Genomic DNA, 25,428 nt, shown 5'->3' with positions numbered 1-25,428 from the left:
TAGAAGTGAACCGGCACGGACCGATCCAGCCCTTCCCTTTTGTGATAGCCGTTTTCCTGGTAGAAGATCTTCTCTTCGCGGGCAACCTGCCAGCGCGTCCGGCACAGGTGCAGGGCGCTGTCGTAGTCGCCCGTGGCCAGATGCACCGTGGCGACGATATCGTGCAGCCGGTCATCCTCTGGATAGGATTCGAGCAGGAGCGCGGCAAAACGGGCAGCCTTGGCGAAATCCCGGGAGAAGAGCAGCTCGAAGCCCTTCCTGATCTCTTTTTCGAGCCTCTCCCTGGCCTTTTCCCTCTGTTCCATCTCCAGCAACTGCTCGGCGGGAATACTCCGCCGCGCTTCCTCCCGCTTTGAGAGACAGCATTTCTTGTACTTTTTCCCCGAGCCGCAGGGACAGGGATCGTTGCGCCCGACCTTGCCCGCAAACAGGTTCTCCTGGAGCGCCATCCGGCGGCGCGACACCTGGTAGGCTTCCAGTCTCTTATCCAGTTCCTCGCGGCTGATTCCATATTTTTCACAGGCGGCGACCGGGTCCCCTCCCTTGAGGACTTCATAGACGGGAGCCATGGGGTCCGGCACGGCGGTTGGTCCGGATCTTTGCATAATTTTTCCTTTCAGACCGGGCAGGCGTAATCGGACGGCCAATTCCGGCCATCCGGAGTGCAGCGCTTTTTAACAACTTTGAGCAGCCATGTCAAAGGGATATGCGCCGGTCACACAGTGAAAGCGTATCCGTGGCCATGTGAAGAAGGACAATCCGCGAATCGCGGGGCACGTGCCGAGCCCCCCGCTCAATCGGCTTGACCGCGTTGTATCGCTTCACATAACATGGTATTTGATACTATTGGAACCCATGCAACCTGCTCTGCGCGGGAGTGCGGTCCGGGGCACGGGTTCGGAAGATTCCGTCTTGTCCGGCATATCTGATCGGAGCGATTCATCGATACGGTTTCTTCCTCACCTTGACGCATGCCACTCGAACGGGTAACTTAACGGAACCGGATCAAGAAAGGCGTTTTTTCAATGCTCCCAGACGATGAATTCCATGATGATCTGTCCGCCAGCCTGGAGGATTACCTGGAAGTCATTTTCCACCTGGAACAATCCAACCGGGTTGCGAGGGCGAAAGACATCGCCGACCAGATGAGCGTTCAGCGCGCTTCGGTGACGGGGGCGCTCAAGGCTTTGGCCGCCCGGGGGCTCATCAACTACAGTCCTTACAGCTACATCACCCTGACCACCGCCGGGCGCGACATCGCCCGCGACGTCATCCATCGCCACGACACGCTGAAGGAGTTTTTCGTCACCGCGCTCCAGCTCAGCGCCGAGGAGGCCGAAGCCAATGCCTGCCGCATCGAACATGCCATTGCGCCCCTGGCCGTGGAGCGCCTGGTTCGGTTCCTCGAATTCATCAACGCCTGCCCGCGCACGGGCAAGGACTGGTTCGACGCGTTCGCAAGGTACTGCACTCGCGGAGCCCGGACTTCGAACTGCGAGCAGTGCCTGAAGGACTGCTTCGAACGCAACAGCGCACCCGACGGGAAGGACGACGACTAGGACGTCGCCTGTCTGCGTTCAATCGCCGCCGGACCCGCCCTCCGAACATTTCACCACCGTCTCGTGGAGCACCGAGCTGTCCCGAAAGGCCCGGGAGCAGAACTCGCCCAGATACCGGGCGCTCCTCTCGAAATCCTTGACAAACCCGGACAACTCTTGTTTCTCGAACCATCCCCCGTAGAGCTCCAGACCCTCCCTGAGTTGGGCGAGGACTTCCCCCGTGCCGGGATTGCCCTGTATGATCGCCGAATACAGCTCCGGACTCTGGGCAAACAATCGGCCCACCTGGCTCAGTTCGACCCGGTAGCCGGGACTGGCGTATTCGAGGACCTCCGCCAGGTCGATTCCCATCCGACGCATCACCCTTCCCGTCAGCATGGTGGTCATGTGGAAAAGGACCTGGATGATGCTCATCATGCGATCGTGTTCCTCCGGGGTGCTCTCCTTGACTTCCATCCCCCCCGCGGACAAAAGGGAGCGCAGGCGAAGCCAGTCCGGAGTTGGAATGCGCGCGGGGCAGGCCACGATGGTCTGGCCCCGGAACGTGGAGATCCTGCCGCCGAACATTGGATGCAGGCCCACCACGAACGAGGCCGAGCGCAGCATTTCCCTCACCGGTCCAACCTTGAGGCTGCTCAAATCCAGCAGTAGTTGGTGCGGCTTCGCATAGGGGACCAAATCCCGGATGATGGCTTCGGTCCGGTGGAGGGGAACCGAGAAGAGGACAATGTCGGACGATTCCAACACTTCGCGGGCCGTGGGGTTCGTCCCGAGGTCGCCCACGTTCACCCGGAAGCCGCAGCTCTGGAAGAAACCGCTGAAAAGGCGTCCCATTTCACCTTTCCCCCCGATCACTCCCACCGTCGCTCCGGGGTCCAGCTTCACCTTGACCTCGCTCTCGCCTTGAATGAAATCGGACAACAGCATGCCTCCTCCCCTTTCGGAGCTGTCGAGAAAAACCCCGAGCGTGCCCGGGGACTTTACATCGTTCGGCCGATGGCGACCGCGACCCTGCGGCACTCTTCCATCATTACCGCAAACGCTTCGGGACGCAGCGACTGCGGACCATCGCTCAGCGCCTCCTCGGGCCGCACGTGGACTTCGACGAGCAGTCCATCCGCGCCCGCTGCCACGGACGCTCTGGCCATGGCGGGAACGAGGTCCGCTCGCCCCACGGCATGGCTCGGATCGACGATCACCGGCAGGTGGGTCAGGTTCTTGAGCAGCGGGACCGCGCTGATGTCGAGCGTATTGCGGGTCTCGGTTTCGAACGTGCGAATTCCCCTTTCACAGAGGATGACCTTTTCGTTCCCCTGGGCCGCGATGTATTCGGCCGACATGAGGAACTCCTTGATCGTGGCGCTCATGCCCCGTTTCAGGATCACCGGTTTGTCGATGTTTCCCACCTCGGTGAGCAGCCGGAAATTGGCCATGTTCCTGGTGCCGATCTGGATGATGTCCGCGTACTTGCAGAGCAGCACCGTATCTCTGGGATCCATGAGCTCGGTGACGATCATCATTCCGGTCCGCTCGCGCACGCCGGCCAGGAGCTTCAGCCCCTTCTCCCCCCACCCCTGAAAGCTGTAAGGAGACGTGCGCGGCTTGAAGGCGCCGCCGCGGAGAAAATGGACTCCCGCCGCGGTGAGCTCGCCGGCGATCTCTTCGAGCACTTCCCGGCTTTCCACCGCACAGGGTCCCGCGATGACCTGGATCTCGTCACCCCCTATTTGATGGCCGTTGACCTGTACGATCGTGTTTTCTTCCTTGAATTCCCTGCTGACCAGTTTGTAGGGTTTCAGAATGGGAAGAACCGACTCCACGCCGGGAAAGGATTCCATCGGGACCTCCCGAAGGACCCTCTCGTCTCCGATGGCCCCGATGATGGTCCTGTGCTCTCCCTTGGAGATGTGGGCGCCGAGGCCGAGGTCCTCGAGGCGCCGGACGATGCGGTGCAGATCGCTTTCCTTGTGGTCGGGTTTCAATACGATGATCATGATTCCAATTCCTCCCTGGAATTCCCGGCCGATCGCTCGAACCCGGGGTGATTCCCTGCCTTCTGAAGTCAGGCATCCTGCATGTTGGTTCCGCCGGCTCGGCAGCGACGTTCCCGATTCCCCACGACCGGATGCCTTGCTGTTCTTCAAAACAAAAAGGCCGTGGGGATCCAGGGGATACCCACGGCCTGAGTAGCGTCTTCAAATTCGGCTATGGCTTATGCGCACCCCTGCGTCTCCGGTAGGTGCCCGGATAATAGGTGCCGCAATAATAAGGAAAGCCACACATCCGATTGTCCATCCAAAACCCTCCATTCACTGCAATAATGTGGTAACATAGCCTTGCCGGGGAGGCGGGTCAAGAATTTTCTCGTCTTTTTCTTTGCCCTTCCCTCTTGGATCAACTTCCATTAAAAAGACTATTGCTGGAAGTTTTCCCCCGTGCCCGCCGGGAAACGCCCGCGTGCGGGCCGCGGGGCCGAACTGACGCATCCGGGGCTGCCGCAGCTTATGAAACCTCTATTCCGCGTCCTCGTAGTCGACGACGAGCCGTTGACCCTCCAACTGGTGGTCGAGAGCCTTACCGTCGAAGGGTATGACGTTCAGATCGTCTCCAGCGGCGCGGAAGCCATCAGCGCGTCTCAGAAAAACGACTTCGACGTCGTGATCACGGACCTTGCCATGCCGGGTATGGGCGGCATGGAGGTGCTTGCCCATTTCACCGAACACCACCCCGATACCTTTGTCGTTGTCGTGACCGGCTACGGGACGATCGAAACGGCGGTCGGCGCCATGAAACGCGGGGCGTTCGATTACCTGGCCAAACCGGCGAACCTGGACGAGCTCCTGTTCACCCTGAAAAGAGCCCAGGAAATCAGAAGCCTCAAGGACGAAAACGTCCTTCTGCGCACTCAGATCCAGGAACAGCACCGCTTCGACCGGATCATCGGTCAGAGCCAGCTGATGCAGTCTCTCTACCACATGATCCGGCGCGTGGCCAAATCGCATTCGACCGTTCTGATCATGGGCGAAAGCGGCACCGGCAAGGAGTTGATCGCCAACGCCATCCATTACCACAGCGAACGCAAAGACAATACCTTCGTACCCATAAATTGCGGGGCGATACCCGAAGAATTGCTCGAGAGCGAACTGTTCGGCCACGAACGGGGGGCTTTTACCGGGGCGCTCCGGGAGCGCCGCGGGCGGTTCGAGCTGGCCCATGGCGGAACCATCCTGTTGGATGAAATCGGCGAAATGAGCCCGAAGCTCCAGGTGAAGCTGCTTCGGTTCCTCCAGGAGAAGAAGTTCCAGCGCCTCGGCGGTTCCCGCACGATCGAGGTGGATGTGCGGATTCTGGCCGCGACCAACAAGAACCTCGAGAGAGCCGTTGCCGCCAGTGAATTCCGCGAAGACCTCTTCTACCGTCTCAACGTCATTCCCATCATCGTGCCCCCGCTCAGAGAACGTGAGGGCGACATTCCCCTGCTCGTCGATCATTTCCTGAGGCAGCATTGCCAGAAAAAGGAACTTTCACTGAAGCGCATTTCCAAGTCGGCGCTGGACGTCCTCGAAAGGTACAACTGGCCGGGCAATGTCCGCGAATTGGAAAATGTGATCGAACGACTGGTCATCATGACCGAAGACGGAGAGATCGAAGTCGATGATCTTCCCCAGAGGATCCGGGCCTACCAGGAAAGCGGCATCAAGCACCTGGAGATCGGAGAAGCAGGGATCAGCCTGAAAGACACGTTGGACGATCTCGAAAAGCGCCTGATCCTGGAGGCGCTGCAGAAGGCGGGCGGCGTCAAGAACAAGGCGGCCAAACTGCTCGGTTTGAATCGCACCACGCTGATCGAAAAGCTGAAAAAGAAAGGCATCGTCTGTCCGGACGGCGTGGCCTGATACCGGTCTCCTCCGGCACTTCGCGGCCTTTTCTCCGAAGGGTTCCCTCCTGGAAAATGGACATCAGGCGACAGCATTTCCTGCTTGCAAACGATTGAAAGAGCCTTATGATGGAACCACGCTGGGCGGCAAACTCCGTTCAACCGACAGAGCCCATATGAGCAAGCAATTGGCAGACATTCGGATATCCTTCTTGCAGGGATTGGTTGTTATTGCACTGTTGTCGATGTTGCTGTCCTCCTGCGGTAAGCAGGTCTATCAGGAACCCCCTTCCCCGGCGTACCCCCCGGGCGGCACCGCGACTTCTCCGCGACCATCCGTCTCGACCCCCGCCCCACGTTCCGGAACAGTCGTCGAAAAGCCGCTTGCCGATCTGGGAACTCCCCGCACGATCACCCATGAAGTCGGCCCGATGGAGACAATCTGGCGCATTTCCAGGATGTACAACGTTTCCCAGGAATCCATTTACGCCGCCAACGGCTTGAGACCCGGGGAGCCGATCGCGAAGGGACAGAAGCTCACAATCCCCAACGCGCGAGTCATGAAACACGTCATCGCCCTCTACCCGAATTCCCAGTGGAAATACATCATCATCCACCATACGGCCACCGATATCGGGAATGCATCGTTGATCGACCGGACCCACGAGGATCGTGGTTTCTGGTACGGCCTCGGGTACCATTTCCTTATCGACAACGGCACGTTGGGGAAGGGTGACGGCCAGATCGAAGCGTCGCCCCGCTGGGTCAAACAGCAATGCGGCGCTCACTGCAAAGCGGGCGGAATGAACGATAAGGGCATAGGAATCGCTCTCGTCGGGAACTTCAACGAGGAGCAACCCTCCTCCAGCCAGCTTCGTTCGCTCGACTATCTGCTCAAAACCCTGATGGACTATTATCGTATCCCTGCCGGCCGCGTCGTGGGCCACCGTGACGTGGACGGTGCCGCAACCGATTGCCCGGGCAGGCGGTTCCCCTGGCAGACCGTGCGCCGGTCTCTATCGGCGAGTGTCCTGAGTCATTAATTAGTTGAATAATTCAGTGATCTCCTGTATGCTCTGGCCACTTCTCACATGGAGGGCCATATGCGAACGGGGCGACCAAAGGCGGAACTCGAATTGAGCTTGGCTGAAAGAACGGAACTGGAACGGCTGGCACACCGGCCCAAAACGTCGCAGTCACTTGCATTGCGAGCTCGAATCGTCCTTGCCTGCGCCGAGGGTATTGCCAACGATGCGGCCGCCAGGCAACTTGGAATAACGAGCGCCACTGTTGGCAAATGGCGCATGCGGTTCGTCGAGCAGCGGGTCGATGGCTTGTTGGACGAGCCAAGACCCGGCATGCCGCGAAAGATTACCGATGAAGATGTGGAGCGTGTTGTGACGCTCACCTTAGAGTCGACTCCCCGAAATGCCACTCACTGGAGCACCCGTTCGATGGCCAAAGCCACAGGCATGAGCCAATCGGCGATAAGCCGGATTTGGCGCGCATTTGCGTTGCAGCCCCATCGAACTGAAACCTTCAAACTCTCCTCGGACGCTTTTTTCATTGAAAAAGTCCGGGACATTGTCGGACTGTACCTGAACCTGCCGGAGAAGGCCGTGGTACTGTGCGTGGATGAGAAGAGTCAAATACAGGCGCTTGACCGGATGCAACCGCTCCTGCCTCTACGGCCGGGACAGGTCGAGCGTCGGACTCACGATTACCGGCGCTACGGGACTACCTCGCTTTTTGCAGCTCTGAATACGGCAACCGGCGAAGTGCTCGGCAAATGCCACAGACGGCATCGCAGCGTTGAGTTTCGCAAATTCCTCGACCTCGTGGAGGATAACGTCCCCGATGGTCTGGATGTCCATGTCGTTCTTGATAACTACGGAACTCATAAGACTGCCATGATCCAGCGCTGGCTGGTCAAGAGGCCTCACTTCCACATGCATTTTACTCCGACCAGTGCCTCATGGCTGAATCTGGTCGAGAGGTGGTTTGCCGAACTAACGGAGAAACAGATTCGCCGCGGCAGCCACCGCAGCGTAAATCAACTTCAGAACGCCATCCGTAGATACATTGCCATTTGCAATGAGGATCCCAAGCCATTTGTCTGGACCAAAACCGCTGACGAAATCCTCAAAAACCTGAAGCGATTTTGTAAACGGATTAATGACTCAGGACACTAGCCGCCGATTGAATGATGTCGTCAATGACTGCGGAAGTTGAATCCGTGCACCGCAGCACTGAGCCAATACCTACAGACTGGATGAGAATAGGGGAACCTGAGATTGTCTGGATCCTTTATTGATGGAAATTTCATGCGCCAAGTTCAATCCAGAGGGTAAACCTTTCGGTGAAACCTGCTAACGGGGAATGTCCTAACGGCAGATAGCCGATTTGTGCTATACAAAGATGGATAATTCTCGAAGGGTGGGAGGGACGAAATGCGTGTAAACTCTGTCCGTTATAGCCCGGACGGGAAAATCTTCAGACTATCAAATGGTGAAATCCTCAAAACACACCGATATTCCTGCCTCGGTCCGAGCGATGACGTAATTGCAGACCAGTCACAAAATGCTCATGTAACATGCCAAAATGGCAAGGCACAAATTCTTCCAGCGTATTGCCGTAGTGATATTCTGAGAGTGGGTCCCCGGACGCTTCGTTTACAGATCAAGGAAATCCAAACAGAGGAGGAACTTGCAGGATACCATCAGTTAGAGGACTACCATTATCGAGGTAAAGTGCTCCATGGACGTAGAGCACCATTGATTGTACGGTCTGAAGACCCCTTGCTTCCCCGCGTATTGGGCTATGTCGAGCTGTCAACAGCCTTTTTAATGAATCGCGCGCGCGCGATGCTCCTCGACAGCGTATTTCATCATGCTTCAGGGGATATTTCCTGGACCACCTGGAAGAAGGCCACAGTTCGCAAATACACGAACCTCATTGTTCGGATAGCTCGAACAGTCGTTTCTCCTGAATTTCGTGGATTAGGTATCGCGCGAATTCTGGTCAAACACGCTGCACGATTTGCACGAGACCATTGGCATGTCGGAAAACTCAAGCCGTTGTTTATCGAAATAACAGCCGACATGCTCCGTTACGTCCCTTTTGTCGAATCATCAGGAATGCATTACATCGGCGATACAGAAGGGAATTTGGCGCGCGTCAATGAGGACATGGCCTATATCTTAAAGAATTTAGAACGGGTCAAGGCTGGGGAAATATTGAAGGAGGAGAGTGGCGGAATTGTTGACCTGCAGGTTTCTTACGCTACTCGCCTTGAACAAATTGAAGAAGAGCTGGCTGTTCCCCGTGAGCGTCTGTTAGACTTATTGCTCCGTTCACCTCAGCGGTTGTCCGACGAAAACTGGGCTTTACTACATAAAATTTTTCGACTCCCGAAACCGACATTTATAATGGGTCTGACGCGGGCTAGTGAAAACTTCGTCCGGAGGCGCATCGGTGAACGTGGTTTGCCGGATTATTACCCTGCCCAACAACCTCTTGTAAATGTTCCGCGCCTACAATCCCCTATTGACGTGCAAGAGTGTACGCTTACGCTATCGGCCCCCTTAATCCGCACCCGCTCGACAAGGAAAATTCAGCAGGCTTTTGGCGTAAGCCGCGAGATGTTAACCACCACATTGTTTGCCAATATAAACTTCACAATCCAGCCTGGAGACATTGTTCTGATTTGCGGACCCTCCGGTGCTGGCAAGACAACCCTATTAAATCTACTCGAAGGGAGTTTGAACGATCCTCAATATCGGCCTGAAGGCATGACTGGTAACATCAAAGTCCCCGATTCCCTCACGGTTACTTCACTCGGGCCTCTGCCAAGTTCTCGGCCTCTCGTAAATGCATTTGGCCGAATTTCTTTAGATCGGGCTCTTTTCGCTCTGAATGTGTCCGGCTTAGCGGAAGCACATCTCTATGTTAAACGCTTTCGCGAGTTGAGCAACGGACAACGCTATCGTGCTATGGTCGCCAAACTTATTGCGTCTGAATCAGATATTTGGGTTGCGGACGAATTTTGCGCAACCCTGGATTCGATAACGGCCAACATCGTTTCTCGCAATCTACGCCGATGCGCTAAACAGCTCGGGATTACCGTTATTCTTGCTGCTGCCAACTGGGCTGAGTTTATTCACGAGCTGCAACCTAATACTGTGGTACATTTGCGTGCACCTTGGGATTACCGGGTATTCTCATGGGATACCTTCCATGCCGCAATTCACGAGTCGCAAATTCTTGGACGCAGCACGAGCAGGCAAGAACTCGAGAAGTCCGGCCTTGGGGAGTTGAGTCAGGATGGTAGCCATAATGAAAATCGGTGACTCAGCTGTGCTTAGGGCAGGATTCCTTCGGCTCCTCTGCTACGTGGCGAATTAGTAGATGTGACACAGTGTTTTGAACCAGACGCATCATTATGAGCAGTTCTGCGCTGAGACATCTATTGGCATCTTACTTGATTCCGAGGCCCCAGAATGTCTCTCGAATGGATCAAGAATGTAATAGCTGCCCTTCCTGGGACAGAGGATGTGCTTTTCCAAAAATTGTGGAATGAGCGCCGACTTCTGTTTGATGGACAGAAAGCCGGGGATGCCGTTGATGACTGGAATGCACGTCTTATCGCATCTACACTCAGGAGCCACGAACGACTATTAATCACAGTCCCCGATTTTCGGCCCCATCGCCCTGCCTTTTCATTCGCGACAGCACTGATTCGTCATTTTTTGGATTCTCGGCTACCAGTTGGCAGTAACCCCATACCCCAAAGTGGTCCCGTCCTCTATTTTGGGTCTACAGTTGGAATCCGGGACCAGCTGCGCCGCACAGGCGTGCAAAACCTGGAGCTGAGTCTTGCGGAGGTGTTTTCTCAACAACATATTAGCCGCTGGGCATCAGGTTCAGGATGCCCAACATCTGATGCATCATCAGCAGTGGGCTTGCCTCGTGTGGTCACGGTTTATGCTCCAGCCGATCCCGAAGCAATCGTCCGAACGTACTGCCCATGTTGGATTGCTGTTGACTGTGGCGATGCGCCATCATTGAATTGGCTGTGGCCTTTGCTTGACGAAGCGGTTCGACGTGGAATTGCAGTGATCGCTTGGGGTCAAAATCCACTTTCCGAGTGCGTCAAAGACTTTGAAGGTCACGGGCAGACGTTTGTCTGGCCGCCGAGCATTCAACGCCCGAATATTGACCCATGCCAACTTCAATTGAACCCCGTCAACCTCTTAAATACTGATAAGAACACAGCACTTATTCCCATTATGCTCGCGGGGAGGGTGGTCAGCTCATTTAGCGACACTATTCGCGATGCAGGCCAAATGCTCGGTCGTGCTTCACAAAAGCTAGAAGGGCAATTCCAAAGAGATGCTATTGCAGTCCACTGGAGGTATCTGCGAGCTTTGGAATCTTTGGCCGCGCCATTAGACTTCTATGAAGCAGAAGCACCCAGATTATGGGGATTGAAGTCTTTTAACCAGCTAGGATCTGCCTGTGCTAATTTCCGAAATTCTTGTGAACAAGTTGCACGGAAACTGTATGGTGAACTTGAAAGAATAGGAAACCTCTTGAATGTGGCGAAAGATAACCTGGAGAACCACGGCTGTCCTCTATGGGAGGCGCTTAGCAATCTCTGCATCTCGGAACCACCCAATGGTGAGGCTCGGATTATCCTGTTCGCCAGTAATGCAAGGAAGAGACTATTCATTTTTGCTCTGCTCGCCCGCCATAATATCACCGAAGATGACTTGCTCGATTTCCACACTCATGTTGTGAGTCTAAACGACCTTCGGCGCTGGATTTATTGTCAGCACATGCCAGTAGAGACAGCAAATACAATTGACCTATTGATGCCTCCGAGAAGCTTTCTTTGGCATCCGGTTGTGGTTGGTCTCCCAAGCCCGGCCATAGCCGCACGGCTCTTGCCGGTATTCGTTCAGCCAAATGTTGATTTAGTGGTATACCCGCACCAATGCCCGTCGTTCATTCGCAGAGCGGCTGAGTGGTCGGATCGTTTAAGCACCAACAGGCGGACTATGGGAACAATTGCTCGGCTTGGAAAAATAAGAGAGCCGGAAATAAAGACCTTCCCATCGCGGTTAACTGTGACTGAAGCTATTGAAATGAACGCCGAAACCGCTGCGACGCTGAAGATAACTCCTTCTGGCCAGCTTTGGAAACCAGACGACGCTGTGGTTGAAGTTGCCAGAATTTTTCAGAATGAAGGGGATGAGTCGGCAGAAGAGGATTATCTCTGGGCTGATCAAGATGAAAATAGCACCGCAGATACTGTCTCAGACCCTGGCAATCTTTGGTGTCAAGAAGCGATAGAGGTGCAGTTTGAACAGGGCTGGTTTGCCCATTTCGCGCCGGATGACATCATAAACCTCGTTAGAAATGGCGCACTCGAACAACGGTATGTCCGTTCACTGAGAACAGGTGACTTCGTCTTGCTTATCCATGGGCAACAACGGCAGAGTCTTTATGAATTGATTATTTCTCGTGTCCACAAACATCCTTCTATAGAACTTCATCTCGCGATGATTCGTCGTTGGCAAGAGGATTTGCGTGTGCGGTTTGAGCAATGGCAGGCAAATAAAGGCGACTCGGCAGAATTGCGAGCTTTCGGGGTGCGAGATTTGAACGGGTTATTGCGACGAATGCAGGCAAGAGGAAGCCAACTTGTGTCCACTCTGACCTTGAATTTTTGGCTCAGGGGGATGGTATTATGTCCTCTTGATCCTGAAGATTTGCAGAGAGTGGCGCATGTGCTCAATATGAGCTTTGTACTACAATTCCATAAGTTCATCTTACAAGCTGCAAGCAGATTACGGGGGCTTCATCGAGGCTTATCGATGAAACTGAATCGCTGGTTGGCTGAGCACGCAACAGGGTCAGTATCCAAGAACGACGACGAAGTGATTGACCCTGACCTAGGTTTAACCTTTGGAGATGTGCGAAGTTCCTTATTGGTGTTGCACGTGATCCGGATACAGAACGTCGCCGGTCCTTTCTTGCGTGGTAGTCTGGGGCTGGCTCAAAAGGATGCATGAATATGAGCAATGGGAATTTGAATCAAGATGAGATCAGATTGGCGGAGTACTTGGTTGCCAATTTACGTGATAAAACCAGTGGTCGAAGCGAATCCGAATGTGTACGAAACTATCCACGAGATGTTTATTTCATAGGAAATCTGCGTCCATCTTTAGATGAACTTTCTGACCAGACTCAACCGGGTCACTTGCGCGAGTTGATGGTCAAGCTTGCACCAATGGCTTTCGGAGCCGAATTCCTTGTGAGACCCGAGCGCGAAACTGTAGAGGTCGATGTTACATTAAACTGGGCATGTTACTACCGAGTATTCCCAAGTTTCTCACAGCAATGCGAACACCAACGGCAGGATGTGGCAACAGGTCGCACAACTGGTGCAAAAACGGATGTGGCTGCACAAAATCAAGCTAATGAAAAAACTGGTTCCCCTGCACAGGATGACGAAACGATTGCAACTGAGCAAGAACGTGAGAATCAAACTGCAGAGGCAGATTCTCCCGAGATTGCTGATTCCGCTCGTGATCGACGTCGTGCGCGAACTCCACAGGATTCGCTTTTTCTCCGTTTCCGCAAGATTTCCTGCCAGGTTAATGGTCTTATCGTCGTTAATATTGATCAGGGCGGTTTTTGGGCGGTGGACAGTAGCAACTTACAAGCATTCTTGGATCAGGAAATGGCTCGTGCGCAGCAGATCGCTTTAACTGACCCTGACAGAGTGCAGACTGATGGGAATCCATATGCGAAAATACGCGTCCCTGTCACAGCATTGGCATCGGAGACGGTGTACCAGGAGTTTTTACAATCACTGCACGGGGCAGTGATTCCTGAATGGCATTGGCAAATACGAGCTGAAATCTGGGCAACTATGTCAACCGATCCCGCAGAACGCGTGATGGCTGTGGAGTTTGTAAATACTTCACCGATGCTTGCGGACTCACCTAATACAGAAGCATTCCTGTTCGATACGGTGGCCTCATTTGCCTTTGCAGGTCGAGAAGTGCGGCCATTTGAAGTTGATTTAGTGCCTAGAGGTTTTCGCTTTGATCGGTATGTCTGGGGTCGTGGGATCAATTGCGCAGTCGAAAGGGAAAATAATGAAATCCCAGGCTTTCAATTCGTAACAACCCACACACCCGTGTACCGTCAAATGCGCTTCGCAACACATACAGTTCCTCCTGCTAGGTTTGCCGATCTGGCGCAAAACCCCTTGCCGATCCTGAATTCGATACTGCAGTCAATGGAAGATTACAGACAGGAGTGGGGACAGGAGTTACAGCGGTACATTTCAAATAATTCGGGCTGGGAAATTCAGCACGGCGCAGAGTTTGATCGAGATCGGTTGAAATTCGAAGAGGAGATTGAATGGTTCAGGCGTGGCTGTGAACTCATTCGCCTAAACCCTGACGTACAGCTTGCATTTCAGCTCACGAATGAAACTTTTAATCGTGGCCCTAAAACAGAGTGGCGACTTTTTCAAATCGTTTTTTTGGTGAGCCAAATTCCAGGTATTGTTGCCTTGGCGGACCCAGAGGGAAGCGCCTCAGGGATTGGTGACCGAGAGAGAGTCGATATCATTTACTTTCCGACGGGTGGCGGCAAAACGGAAGCATATTTGGCAACAATTATCTTCCATTGTTTCTGGGACCGGTTGCGTGGGAAGGCATGCGGGGTCACCGCATGGACTCGATTTCCGTTGCGTCTTTTGACATTGCAGCAGACACAGCGTGTGGCAGATGTCATTGGCATGGCCGAGATTGTACGGCGTGAACAGAGCGACTCACGACTTGCAGGCAGTGGTGTGGATGGATTTGCAGTGGGATACTTCGTTGGGCAGGGCGGCTCGCCCAATGAGATTGTCAACCCTCAAGGGAATCCCCGTGCCAGTGCAGAAATTCAGGTCATTTGGAGCAAAGTCAATGACCCCGATGCAAGGCAAAACTGGAAACGTGTCGTGCGTTGCCCCTCGTGCAGAGCTTCGGTACAAATAGAATTCGATCCAACAAGCACTGAGTTAATTCATCGCTGCAGTGAGCCAACCTGCCGTTTCCCGCAGAGAAAAATTCCCGTCTATATCGTGGATAACGAGATTTATCGATACTTACCATGTGTCATTGTCGGCACAATTGACAAGCTTGCTGGCCTGGGCAACCAGCGGAAATTCGCGTTACTTTTTGGACAGGCAGATGGCCGGTGCTCCATTCACGGGTATTACAAAGGCCGCTGCTGCCAGAAAGATTGCTCTGATTTAAAACGCCTTCAGCCGACTTTACCTAGTGGCCTCTCGGGTCCAACGCTATTCGTTCAGGATGAGCTCCATTTGCTGAAAGAGGGTTTGGGCACATTCGATGCCCATTACGAAACCTTCACTCAGCAGCTACAACAAGAATTCGGGCAAACACAGCCATTGAAAGTAATTGCATCATCTGCAACAATCGAGGCTTTTGAGCGACAAGTTAATCAACTATATGGGAGAAGTCCTACCCTGGCGCGAGTCTTTCCAGGTCTAGGACCGACACTGGGGCGGTCGTTCTATGCAGAGACATTGCCCCATCCTCAGCGACTGTATGTGGGCGTAATCCCGCACAACAAGACAATCTTCAATTCTATTCTCGAACTGCTTGACTTTTATCATCGCGAAATTCAAGCTCTACAAAGACTTGCAACAGGTTCTCCAAACCCATATGGTGGTGCTTTTATGCCCGGCTCACCTGATTGGGAGCAACTCCTCGATGTGTACGCTACTTCATTGACTTATTTCTTGGCCAATCGTGAACTGAACTCCATCCGAACCGATATCGAGGGAGATGTTATTCCGCACCTATTACGTGACGGACTCCTGCCTGTTGAGATCTCTGAGCTTACCGGTAGCACCTCCACCGATGATGTATCACGCATTCTTGATAGACTGGAACGTGCGGCGCCTCCCAATAGTTCTCCAGATGCAGTGCTGGCAACGAGTATGGTTAGTCATGGTGTGGATGTTGACCGCCTCAATGCAATGATTTTTTACGGAATGCCTCGCCAAAATGCTGAGTATATACAGGCATCCAGCCGCGTTGGTCGAAGCCATGTTGGTCTTGTATTCACCTGCTTGCACCCTGTACGAGAAAGAGACCAGAGTCATTACGCATACTTCCTCAAGTTTCATGAGTTTCTGGGGCAGTTGGTGGAGCCAGTAGCCATTAATCGATGGTCCAAGTTTAGTATTAATCGCACTTTGCCGGGCCTATTCATGGCTGTGCTCCTTCAGCTTGTGGCAAATCGTTCAGGGGAAGGTAATCCCAACCGGTATTACATGCTCGATTTCGTTAGGGGTAAGATTAGCGATGGCAGCTTGCGGCCGGAGGATTTCATATCTTTACTGGAGCAAGCTTACGGTGTCCAAACTCCGACAACGCCGGGGGAAATCGTATTCCGAGATGAGATTCACCTTCGCGTGCGTCAGTATCTGGATTGGATACTGAGTCCAGCAGCAGGGCTTAGATTTGTTTCAGATGTTTTGATCCCAAAACCAATGCGAAGTCTTCGTGATGTGGACGAGGCTATTCCAATCGAATTGGATTCTCTCGGAACACAGTGGACTGGGCGCGCGGGTGGGCAATAGCGGAGGATATTGTGGCACGAACAATGACTCGTGGAAAACAACAAGTTCTATTTAATTACCTGCCCAACCGTACTTTCGATTTCGAGCGTGTCGCGGCCATTGCTCGGGTTGTTGAAATTCGTGGTGATCCGCGAACTGATCTAAATGCGTCTGTCATCCTCCGCAGGATTGCAGAAGAAGCTAGTGCTTGGCAAGAGGACTTTAGGCCCGTGCTTCGTGATGATGTGTTTAGGCAGGCGGATCGTTTTGTTCTCCTCGATCCCCGGAGCATTCAATCAGAGCTATTCCCAAAAGTTTTTTGGTGCCAAGATCGCCGATGTGGCCGGATTTTCGATTTCAGCAATAGAGATTCCTTGCCTCAGCAATGTCCATCATGCCGCCAAGGACGATTGGTGCAACTGCGTTTTGTGAAAATTCACCGCTGTGGTGCTTTACAACCACTGCTTCCACCACAATGCCGGCAGTGCCGCACTGCGAACCATATGGCTTTAGATACGCGTGGTAGCGAGCGTATATCTAACTTTCGGTGGGTCTGTCGCCGCTGCAATTCGGCACAGACTCCATATGGTGGGTACTGCGCCGAATGCCAGTGGCCGGACCAAAATCTCCGTGGCATGGACATCGAAGTACATCGAGCGGGGCGCACATTTTATGCTCATACAACCGTCCTGCTCAATATTCCCCATCGAAGGTTTGATTCGTTTTTTGCCTTACCTGAATGGCAAGCTATAGCTTCGGCGAAGTTACTGGAAATGGAAGAAGTTGCCGGTCATAATTTGACAGAGTATGGAACGAGGGCCCAAGCTTCGCAAGGCACTCAAAGTGCGGGCCTTTCAGGAGCTGACTTAGATGAACTCATGCGTCGGCAGGCCAGCGGCGAACTCACACCTGAGCAATTTGTTCATGAGATGCAGAGCCTCCGCGAGGTGCGGCAACAAGAACAACAAGCAAGTTCGCCAAGCGGTATTGTTCGAAGTCTTTGTGAGCGTACCGGTGTACCTTGGTCAATCTGGAATCGAGCCGGTCAGGAAATGCTGGAAGCGATTATGCCGATGGAAACTGGCCGACCAACGGAACTCGACATGCAGAATCCGACTGAACCGAGCACTATTGCACGGCAGATGGGATTTTCCAGGCTGGCTTTGGTATCTGATTATCCTATAATTACTGCCACCTATGGATTCAGTCGTGCTGAATATTCGCCAAATCAGTGCCGCTTGAATCCCTTTCCAGCTCACAAGGATCATGGCGGCAAATCCCCTATCTTTGTTGACCAAGTGCAGGCCGACGCTCTACTGCTCAGCTTGAGCCCCGAGCGCGTTATTATCTGGCTCGAAATGAACGGATATCACCCAGTCATTCCTCCTGGAACCGATCAACACCTTGCCCGAAAGGCATATTTTGTTCAGCTTCTCAGTGAGGCACCTGTCCGCGAGACGTTGCGTGCTGATCGCCCAGAAGCCAGAATGGTTTTTGGCTTATTGCACACGCTAAGTCATCTGTCAGTCCGCCAAGCGGCTCTCCTCAGCGGCTTGGATCGCACCAGTCTATCTGAATACGTGCTGCCTCGTGCACTTACGTTTGCTCTCTATTGTAATCACCGTTTTGGCGCAACAATCGGTGCACTGACCGCGTTATTCGAACAATCGCTGACAGAGTGGCTTCATGCGGTGCGGGAAACTAGCCCGGAAAATTCATAAATAGTGCTTGAAAAAGAAACGGACATCCTGTAACGTGTTGACTTGACAAGAGAAAACACGAAACAAAAGGAATGTCCGTTGAATACAGTCTGTCATAAACAACTCTCTTTTGCAAACCTTGATTCGCGCTCTGTTGTGGCCGAGTTTTCGGCCGGCCCAATGACCTCGGACGGCGGCTCATTGCTGCTGCGGGAAATCGATCGCGCAACGGATCTTTCTTCCTCCATGAGCCGGGCACTTTCCGACCGTCGCGATCAGGCCAAAGTGCACCATGGCCAGGAGGAACTCTTGCGCCAACGCCTTTTCGCCATTGCGATGGGCTACGAAGACGGCAACGATCATCAATCCCTGCGCTTTGATCCGGGGCTCAAAACCGCCGTTGGCAGGTTGCCCGAAACCGATCCGGCACTGGCTTCCCAACCGACGCTCTCACGTTTCGAAAACCGTGTAGGGAACTGTGAGCTTCGCCGCCTGAGCGACGCCCTGATTGACGCCTATGTGGCCGCACACCCGGCTCCGCGCAAGGTAATCGTGCTCGATATGGACGCAACGGATGATCCCGTTCACGGCTTGCAGCAACTCTCCTTCTTCCACGGCTACTACGATCAGTACATGCTGCATCCGCTGCTGATCTTTGACGGGCTCACCGGTTTTCCGGTAGCCGCGGTGCTGCGCGCGGGCAACGCACACGCGTCCAAAGGAGCGGCGGCAATCTTGAAGCGCATCATCCGCCGCCTCAAACATGCCTATCCGGGCGCCACTATTCTGGTGCGCGCCGATGCAGGCTTTGCCGTACCGGCCATCTACAGGCTCCTTGAGCGCGAGAAGGTCAAATACACGATCGGCCTGATCACCAATGACCGTCTTCGCAAACGTGCCGCCAACCTGGTGATCAAAGCCGAGAGGCAGTTCGCCAAAACCGGAGCGAAGCAAAGACTCTTTGGCAGCTTTTACCATCGAGCCGGATCCTGGCAACGATCACGTCGGGTTATTGCCAAGGTCGAGCGACTCTCCCGGGGCCTCAACACCCGCTTTGTGGTGACCAACATCCTTGAATCCGCCGCAGGGATTTATGACGGCATCTACACCGGCCGGGGCGATGCCGAGAACCGGATCAAGGAGCTCAAGGTTCATCTCAAAGCCGATCGGCTGAGCTGCACCCGGTTCCAGGCCAACCAGTTTCGGCTGCTGCTGCACACCTTCGCCTTCGTTCTGTTTTGGCACCTGCGCCGGAGCCTTGCCGGAACGGAACTGGCTGCCGCCACAGTCGACACCCTCAAGCTCAAACTGCTCAAAGTCGGCGCACGGGTGGTCCAGAGCGTGCGGCGCATCCTCTTTACCATGCCGCGCGCCTATCCCTATCAACGCCTCTTTGCCACCGCACTGCAAAATATTCGGCAAATGCCGCTCCGATGCTGAAGGCACGGCCTCCCGTACCGAAGCCTGATCACCATGAAAACCGATGTCAACACTACAGGTGCGCCCAATATCGGGCTGTCGGGCACAAAAATATGAGGCGAAAACCGAAACACAGGATTCGGGACCGATTCCAGTGCCTCTCAACAGCACGGACCACCGAAAAATCCGTCTCCGTCACTCATGATGGTCACATTCAACGGCTTTCTCGCCAAGCCTCGTGAATAATGCGGGCTAGGCGCTGTGTCTACGATCCGGTGTGTCGTGACAGAACCGGCAACTGTCATGCCTGCACTCATTTGGCTGAAACGAGTTGTCGTTTTTTCAACTTGAATCTTAGCCGCGCATTCTTGTTCGGCGGTTATGATGCTGAATTGGGCGAAATACCGGTTGGTTATTTTGACCCGACCTTACCGTGACAAAGCATGAGCGAATCATTTGAGCACATTGCTGAACTGGTAATAACCGCCCCAGAACCATTCGGTGCTTTGATGGCTTATCGTACCCGATGTCGGACTACTGTGGGCGCACTCACCCAACTCATAGCGGAGGCTAAGCAGCACGTCATCATTGCAGCTCCGTTCATGCAATCGGGCTATGGTCTTTCTTCGGGAACTTTAGCCGATGCATTGAGGGCGGCATTGCACCGAAGAGTAAATGTGGACATCCTGAGTACTAGCCAAAGTCAGCAAACCATAAATCGGGAGCATTTAATTCTGAATTCAAGCGGTACGCTACGTTTCTTCCAAGCCGCCGCTCATTTCGAAAACTGCCAACAGCTTGGTTCACATGCAAAGTTTTGCGTGGCAGATGGCCAAAGGGCATACGTGGGGAGCGCAAATCTGACCGGACCCGGTCTGTCAACCCAAGTAGAAATGGGAATTCTCATTGGCGGCGCTGTTGCCCAGCAGATTGAACAATTCTGGGAATATGCAGTTGAAATTGGTCTATTTTTACTTGTTACATCTGAATAACTTGTACTTTAACCCGGAAAATTCATAAATAGTGCTTGAAAAAGGAACGGACATCCTGTAACGTGTTGACTTGACAAGAGAAAACACGAAACAAAAGGAATGTCCGTTGAATACAGTCTGTCATAAACAACTCTCTTTTGCAAACCTTGATTCGCGTTCTGTTGTGGCCGAGTTTTCGGCCGGCCCAATGACCTCGGACGGCGGCTCATTGCTGCTGCGGGAAATCGATCGCGCAACGGATCTTTCTTCCTCCATGAGCAGGGCACTTTCCGACCGTCGCGATCAGGCCAAAGTGCACCATGGCCAGGAGGAACTCTTGCGCCAACGCCTTTTCGCCATTGCGATGGGCTACGAAGACGGCAACGATCATCAATCCCTGCGCTTTGATCCGGGGCTCAAAACCGCCGTTGGCAGGTTGCCCGAAACCGATCCGGCACTGGCTTCCCAACCGACGCTCTCACGTTTCGAAAACCGTGTAGGGAACTGTGAGCTTCGCCGCCTGAGCGACGCCCTGATTGACGCCTATGTGGCCGCACACCCGGCTCCGCGCAAGGTAATCGTGCTCGATATGGACGCAACGGATGATCCCGTTCACGGCTTGCAGCAACTCTCCTTCTTCCACGGCTACTACGATCAGTACATGCTGCATCCGCTGCTGATCTTTGACGGGCTCACCGGTTTTCCGGTAGCCGCGGTGCTGCGCGCGGGCAACGCACACGCGTCCAAAGGAGCGGCGGCAATCTTGAAGCGCATCATCCGCCGCCTCAAACATGCCTATCCGGGCGCCACTATTCTGGTGCGCGCCGATGCAGGCTTTGCCGTACCGGCCGTCTACAGGCTCCTTGAGCGCGAGAAGGTCAAATACACGATCGGCCTGATCACCAATGACCGTCTTCGTAAACGTGCCGCCAACCTGGTGATCAAAGCCGAGAGGCAGTTCGCCAAAACCGGAGCGAAGCAAAGACTCTTTGGCAGCTTTTACCATCGAGCCGGATCCTGGCAACGATCACGTCGGGTTATTGCCAAGGTCGAGCGACTCTCCCGGGGCCTCAACACCCGCTTTGTGGTGACCAACATCCTTGAATCCGCCGCAGGGATTTATGACGGCATCTACACCGGCCGGGGCGATGCCGAGAACCGGATCAAGGAGCTCAAGGTTCATCTCAAAGCCGATCGGCTGAGCTGCACCCGGTTCCAGGCCAACCAGTTTCGGCTGCTGCTGCACACCTTCGCCTTCGTTCTGTTTTGGCACCTGCGCCGGAGCCTTGCCGGAACGGAACTGGCTGCCGCCACAGTCGACACCCTCAAGCTCAAACTGCTCAAAGTCGGCGCACGGGTGGTCCAGAGCGTGCGGCGCATCCTCTTTACCATGCCGCGCGCCTATCCCTATCAACGCCTCTTTGCCACCGCACTGCAAAATATTCGGCAAATGCCGCTCCGATGCTGAAGGCACGGCCTCCCGTACCGAAGCCTGATCACCATGAAAACCGATGTCAACACTACAGGTGCGCCCAATATCGGGCTGTCGGGCACAAAAATATGAGGCGAAAACCGAAACAGAGGATTCGGGACCGATTCCAGTGCCTCTCAACAGCACGGACCACCGAAAAATCCGTCTCCGTCACTCATGATGGTCACATTCAACGGCTTTCTCGCCAAGCCTCGTGAATAATGCGGGTTAAAGGACTTTTATTCTTGTCTTGACCGGTGAAATGGCGAAAAATGCATTGCATGCCTCGTCTCGAAATCTGCCAAGAAAGCATCGACAGCAAGATCAGCCAGTTTACTGATTTCTGTGCTCTCCGGGTTCAGCAGGACCGGTGTTTTTGCATGGTAGGCAAACACAATCATAAAATGGCTATAAATCCAGCAAGTTGCACGCTGGGGTCAAATTTGGCGTGTGCCTACGTGTGAGAGGGTGTCGATTTGATATCCAGGACGGCCTTAGGCATTGGAATCTCAAGATATTTTAGGATTCGGACCAGCTCGGGAGACGGCTCGTTGCGCTGAAAGAATTGATTTTCGGGGGTCTGAAACTGCGTTGCCTGGAGCGTGGAAAGGACCCTTCGGATATGCGGCCAGGGCTGCTTGCACTTGAGCTCGGCAACCGGCTCGATGAGCAGGGCGAAGACGCACAGCTTCACGTGGGCTTCGATACGCTTGGGCGGCCAGTGGTACATGGGCTCCATTTTGATCCGGGTGCTTTTGAGGGTCCGGAAGGCCCTCTCGATCACAAGGAGTCCCTTATAGCCCGCGGCTGCGTCCTCTACGGTGACGGTATCGTCGTTGGTCTGGAGCACCCATTTGCCATCGTACTTTGACGCCTGAGAGGCAGCTTCACGGTCGAGCCGGATGCGGCCCTGTTTGTCGATTGTAAGGTAGCGCTTGTACGTGCCGGAGGCCAGAAGGTCGATAGCCCATCTGGCGGTCGCCTGCCGGTCGGGATGTGTTTTGAGCTCTTCTTCAAGCTCTTTGACAACTTGTTCCCTGTGTTTTCGCTCCCTTTCGGCCTCACGGGGATTGTGACACACGATATACCGGCGCCGAAGCTCTCCATTGCCGGCGACCACTTCCTTTGCCTGGAGGTTTTCAGCAATCGTTCGAAATCGGCCGGGCCGGGTGAGTACATCCTCCTTGATTTCTGAAACGCTTGCCATACGGGTTGCCAGGAGGTATTTTCCGCAGGCCCTGGCCAGCTCTTCCCGGTTTGTGCCGGAATTCATGCCGGAGTCGGCAACGAAGAGCGCCCGGCCAAGCTTCCATCCGCGAAGGTCTTCCCGGACTTTCTTTACCGTGTCCACATCGGAAGTGTTGCCGGGAAAAACCCAGCTTCTCACCGGCAGGCCTTCCCGTGTTACGGCAAGAGCGACCACGATCTGCGGACTCCATGTTCCGTCTTTTGAATGGCCGTACTTGCGAAAACCCCGTCCAGCTTGGGTATCTTCGTCCTCTTCGTCGATGGAGAAGCTTGCGGTCGTTGTGTCGTAGAAGATGACATCCACAACGAGGTTGAAAAGGTTCGCCGTGTGGAAGAAGATCGCATTCTCGACCTCCTCCACATTCCAGTTCAGCAGGTCCATTGCCTCATACATCTGGTAGAGCTTTACGGCCCCGCACGAAGGCATGTAGACCTTTTGCAGCCAACGGTCCCAGACTCCGAGCTTGGAGTCGGGTTCACACAGGCGGTTTGCAACCATGGCAAGAAGAGCCCGTTCGTGGAGATCGCCGCCTCCCGACTCTTCCATGACCTTGCGCAGGGTGGGGCCAATCTTCAATCGCTCCCAGAGCGTCTCGACCACCAGGGGAACACCGAGCTCAAAGGTTTGTATCAGCCGCACCTCTTCAGGCAGGCTGGAGGATTGCACACCGCTTGCAGGACATGCGGCAGATTCAATAGGATCATGAATCTCCAAGCCGAAAACCCTGGCGATGGAGCGACACAGCCGCACGAGATCATCCCGGTCGAGCTCGTCGGCCCGCCCGAAATTATGGATGATGTCGGCGACGGGTTTTCCTGTCACCGCATGGCGGACATTGTGAGCGAGCTGGTAGTACTCGACCACCGATCCATCTCTGTTTTTGCGTTTCGTTGTTCGTAGATACATGCCTACTCGTTTAGCATCTATTACATGGCAGAGTAAAGAATAAATACGAAAGTCGTGTGCCTACAGCTTTTTGAGTTTTTATGAGGTTGCGGGGTTGGAAACCCGCATGAAATCTAGGGGCACCTACAAAAATCGGGGCCAAATGTGCCTACTCGGCAAAAACGTCAGCCTGAGTCTGTAGCTCTCCCAGTTGCTGCTGATGATATCGGCGTTGTGCGTGACGCGGTCCAGGAGTGCGGCCGTAAGGGTCGGGTCGCCGAAGATTCTTGTCCAGTCCGCAAAGCCGAGATTGGTCGTGATGATGACCGATCCTCTTTCATGGCGTTTCGGCCCGCTAGGCGGCCCGTTTTCCGTCCGGTGACGTCCGGACGGGGCGGGGTTGTCAGCGGCGGCGCGAGACTGTAGAATGATGTCGGTGTTGCCTTTTTTGTGAATTGTTTTATATGATGGTGCCTCAGAGGGGTATTCTGTCCATATTGTCTTGGCGAGGGAGAACTCGATGAATGAACTGCTGGCACCCGGCGGAAGTCTCGAGATGGTGGAAGAAGTCTTTCGGCAGGGCGCCGATGCCGTCTACGTAGGCTCCAAGGGATTCAGCAGGCGCAAGTGCGCGTGGGAGCTCGAAGATTCTCAAATCCGGGACGCCGTCGCCATAGGGCGGCGGATGAACGGCAGAATCCGTGTTGCCGTCAATGCCGAGGTGCCGCGGGAAAAGTCCTCCATTGTGATGCGCAAGATCGGCAAATACGCGGAGTGGGGAATCGAGGGAGTCATCGTCAAGAGCCCTTTTATCATGGAAATGGTAAAGGAGGGTTTCCCGGAGCTGGTCATCCATGCCAGCGTGGGGTGCAATATCCGGACGCCCGAACAGATGTCCGAATACAAGGCATATGGGGCAACCCAGGTGGTGGCTTCCACGGAAATCGACAGCGTGACGAAGTTGAGAGCGTTCAAGGAGTCCGCCGACAGGCTCGGACTCGGCACGGAGGTCCTGATCCACGGCAACCGTTGCCTGGGCGGCGTGGGCAACTGCATGTTCCACGAGCTCATCAGCGACTCGTACATCAAACGTATCCACCACGACGAAGAAGGCAACGAAATCGTGGAGTACGAAGGCTGGCCCGACCGGAGCGGCAGCTGTTTCCGGCTGTGTCTTTTGACCGATGCGCAGCGGGAGAAGGTACTGCGGCAGCGCCGCCATCGCGATGAGGAAATTCGGGCGATCAACGAGCGTATCCGGCTGCACCCCAATGTCGCATTCATGATCAACGGCGAGGAACTCTGGGACTACCTGGGGATCGGGCTTCACACGGTCAAGGTCCAGGGCCGCGAGTATGCAACCCCCCTCATCGGGCGGATGATCGGAATCTACCGCAGGCTGATCGACGCTTTTGGTTCCGGCAGGGCTTGTGCCGAACCGGAACTCGTCGCCTTGCAGCGTGAGCTGGCCGAAATCGCCGCCGACCGGGACCGTGCCCGCATGGAAAAAACCCGGGAGCTGCATCGCAACATCAAGGGCTTGTACGCCTGACGCCTGCCCGGCGGCAGCCGCACGCCGCCCTCAATGCCTTGCCCCCCTCACGGCTACTCCCGTAAACGATTGGAGCGACGACGACCGG

15 protein-coding genes and 2 pseudogenes are annotated in these 25,428 nt (G+C 54.4%); 12 read left to right on the top strand and 5 right to left on the bottom strand.

The window, feature by feature from the left end; all coding sequences use genetic code 11:
* Nucleotides 1–350 precede the first annotated feature (350 nt).
* Nucleotides 351–422, bottom strand: a pseudogene (locus SFUM_RS24170) (SEC-C metal-binding domain-containing protein); the annotation flags it as partial.
* 603 nt (nucleotides 423–1,025) lie between these two features.
* Here SFUM_RS24170 and SFUM_RS19485 point away from each other — a divergent pair.
* Entirely contained in the window at nucleotides 1,026–1,559 is a 534-nt protein-coding gene (locus tag SFUM_RS19485) for a metal-dependent transcriptional regulator (protein ID WP_011700561.1), read from the top strand.
* An 18-nt stretch (nucleotides 1,560–1,577) separates the two neighbouring features.
* Here the strand turns inward: SFUM_RS19485 and SFUM_RS19480 are convergent, their stop codons facing one another.
* Both SFUM_RS19480 and aroF read right to left on the bottom strand, forming a co-directional pair.
* Complete coding sequence (locus tag SFUM_RS19480; protein ID WP_049766436.1) at nucleotides 1,578–2,486, bottom strand: prephenate dehydrogenase/arogenate dehydrogenase family protein; 909 nt, start codon at nucleotides 2,484–2,486, stop codon at nucleotides 1,578–1,580.
* 53 nt (nucleotides 2,487–2,539) lie between these two features.
* Complete coding sequence (gene aroF, locus SFUM_RS19475; protein WP_011700559.1) at nucleotides 2,540–3,553, bottom strand: 3-deoxy-7-phosphoheptulonate synthase; 1,014 nt, start codon at nucleotides 3,551–3,553, stop codon at nucleotides 2,540–2,542.
* 510 nt (nucleotides 3,554–4,063) lie between these two features.
* Here aroF and SFUM_RS19470 point away from each other — a divergent pair.
* From SFUM_RS19470 to SFUM_RS19425, 10 genes are all read left to right on the top strand, one after another.
* Nucleotides 4,064–5,455 (top strand): sigma-54-dependent transcriptional regulator, encoded by a 1,392-nt coding sequence (locus SFUM_RS19470; protein ID WP_011700558.1) that lies wholly within the window; start codon nucleotides 4,064–4,066, stop codon nucleotides 5,453–5,455.
* Nucleotides 5,456–5,867: 412 nt separating this feature from the next.
* Nucleotides 5,868–6,479, top strand: a complete 612-nt coding sequence (locus SFUM_RS19465; protein ID WP_049766435.1) for an N-acetylmuramoyl-L-alanine amidase — start codon at nucleotides 5,868–5,870, stop codon at nucleotides 6,477–6,479.
* A gap of 60 nt (nucleotides 6,480–6,539) precedes the next feature.
* Entirely contained in the window at nucleotides 6,540–7,628 is a 1,089-nt protein-coding gene (locus SFUM_RS19460; RefSeq protein WP_011700556.1) for an IS630 family transposase, read from the top strand.
* Between the two features lie 258 nt (nucleotides 7,629–7,886).
* Nucleotides 7,887–9,785, top strand: coding sequence for a GNAT family N-acetyltransferase (locus SFUM_RS19455; protein WP_011700555.1), 1,899 nt, complete (start codon nucleotides 7,887–7,889; stop codon nucleotides 9,783–9,785).
* Nucleotides 9,786–9,935: 150 nt separating this feature from the next.
* Nucleotides 9,936–12,512, top strand: coding sequence for a DISARM anti-phage system protein DrmE domain-containing protein (locus SFUM_RS23025; RefSeq protein WP_011700554.1), 2,577 nt, complete (start codon nucleotides 9,936–9,938; stop codon nucleotides 12,510–12,512).
* Nucleotides 12,513–12,514: 2 nt separating this feature from the next.
* Nucleotides 12,515–16,114, top strand: a complete 3,600-nt coding sequence (locus SFUM_RS19440; protein WP_167321381.1) for a helicase-related protein — start codon at nucleotides 12,515–12,517, stop codon at nucleotides 16,112–16,114.
* A gap of 11 nt (nucleotides 16,115–16,125) precedes the next feature.
* A complete protein-coding gene (locus SFUM_RS23020) occupies nucleotides 16,126–17,814 on the top strand; it encodes a DUF8724 domain-containing protein (protein ID WP_150109576.1) in 1,689 nt (562 codons plus the stop codon).
* Between the two features lie 42 nt (nucleotides 17,815–17,856).
* Nucleotides 17,857–19,233: an IS1380-like element ISSfu1 family transposase gene (locus tag SFUM_RS19430; protein WP_100255602.1), complete on the top strand. Its 1,377-nt coding sequence runs from the start codon at nucleotides 17,857–17,859 to the stop codon at nucleotides 19,231–19,233.
* Nucleotides 19,234–19,655: 422 nt separating this feature from the next.
* On the top strand, nucleotides 19,656–20,204 hold the full coding sequence (locus SFUM_RS22705) for a phospholipase D-like domain-containing protein (RefSeq protein ID WP_011700551.1): 549 nt from the start codon (nucleotides 19,656–19,658) through the stop codon (nucleotides 20,202–20,204).
* Nucleotides 20,205–20,274: 70 nt separating this feature from the next.
* Nucleotides 20,275–21,651 carry an IS1380-like element ISSfu1 family transposase gene (locus tag SFUM_RS19425; RefSeq protein WP_150109575.1) on the top strand — a complete coding sequence of 459 codons (1,377 nt, stop codon included), beginning with the start codon at nucleotides 20,275–20,277 and terminating at the stop codon, nucleotides 21,649–21,651.
* Between the two features lie 457 nt (nucleotides 21,652–22,108).
* On the opposite strand, the gene SFUM_RS19420 is transcribed toward SFUM_RS19425, so the two are convergent.
* A complete protein-coding gene (locus SFUM_RS19420; RefSeq protein WP_011700549.1) occupies nucleotides 22,109–23,809 on the bottom strand; it encodes an IS1634 family transposase in 1,701 nt (566 codons plus the stop codon).
* A 123-nt stretch (nucleotides 23,810–23,932) separates the two neighbouring features.
* Nucleotides 23,933–24,136: pseudogene (locus SFUM_RS24165) on the bottom strand (ATP-binding protein); the annotation flags it as partial.
* 172 nt (nucleotides 24,137–24,308) lie between these two features.
* Here SFUM_RS24165 and SFUM_RS19415 point away from each other — a divergent pair.
* Entirely contained in the window at nucleotides 24,309–25,340 is a 1,032-nt protein-coding gene (locus tag SFUM_RS19415) for a U32 family peptidase (RefSeq protein WP_011700548.1), read from the top strand.
* Nucleotides 25,341–25,428: the final 88 nt, after the last annotated feature.

It is taken from the genome of Syntrophobacter fumaroxidans MPOB, assembly GCF_000014965.1.
Lineage (GTDB): Bacteria > Desulfobacterota > Syntrophobacteria > Syntrophobacterales > Syntrophobacteraceae > Syntrophobacter > Syntrophobacter fumaroxidans.
The sequence above is the reverse complement of the archived record's forward strand: the minus strand, read 5'-3'. Positions and strand labels throughout refer to the sequence as shown.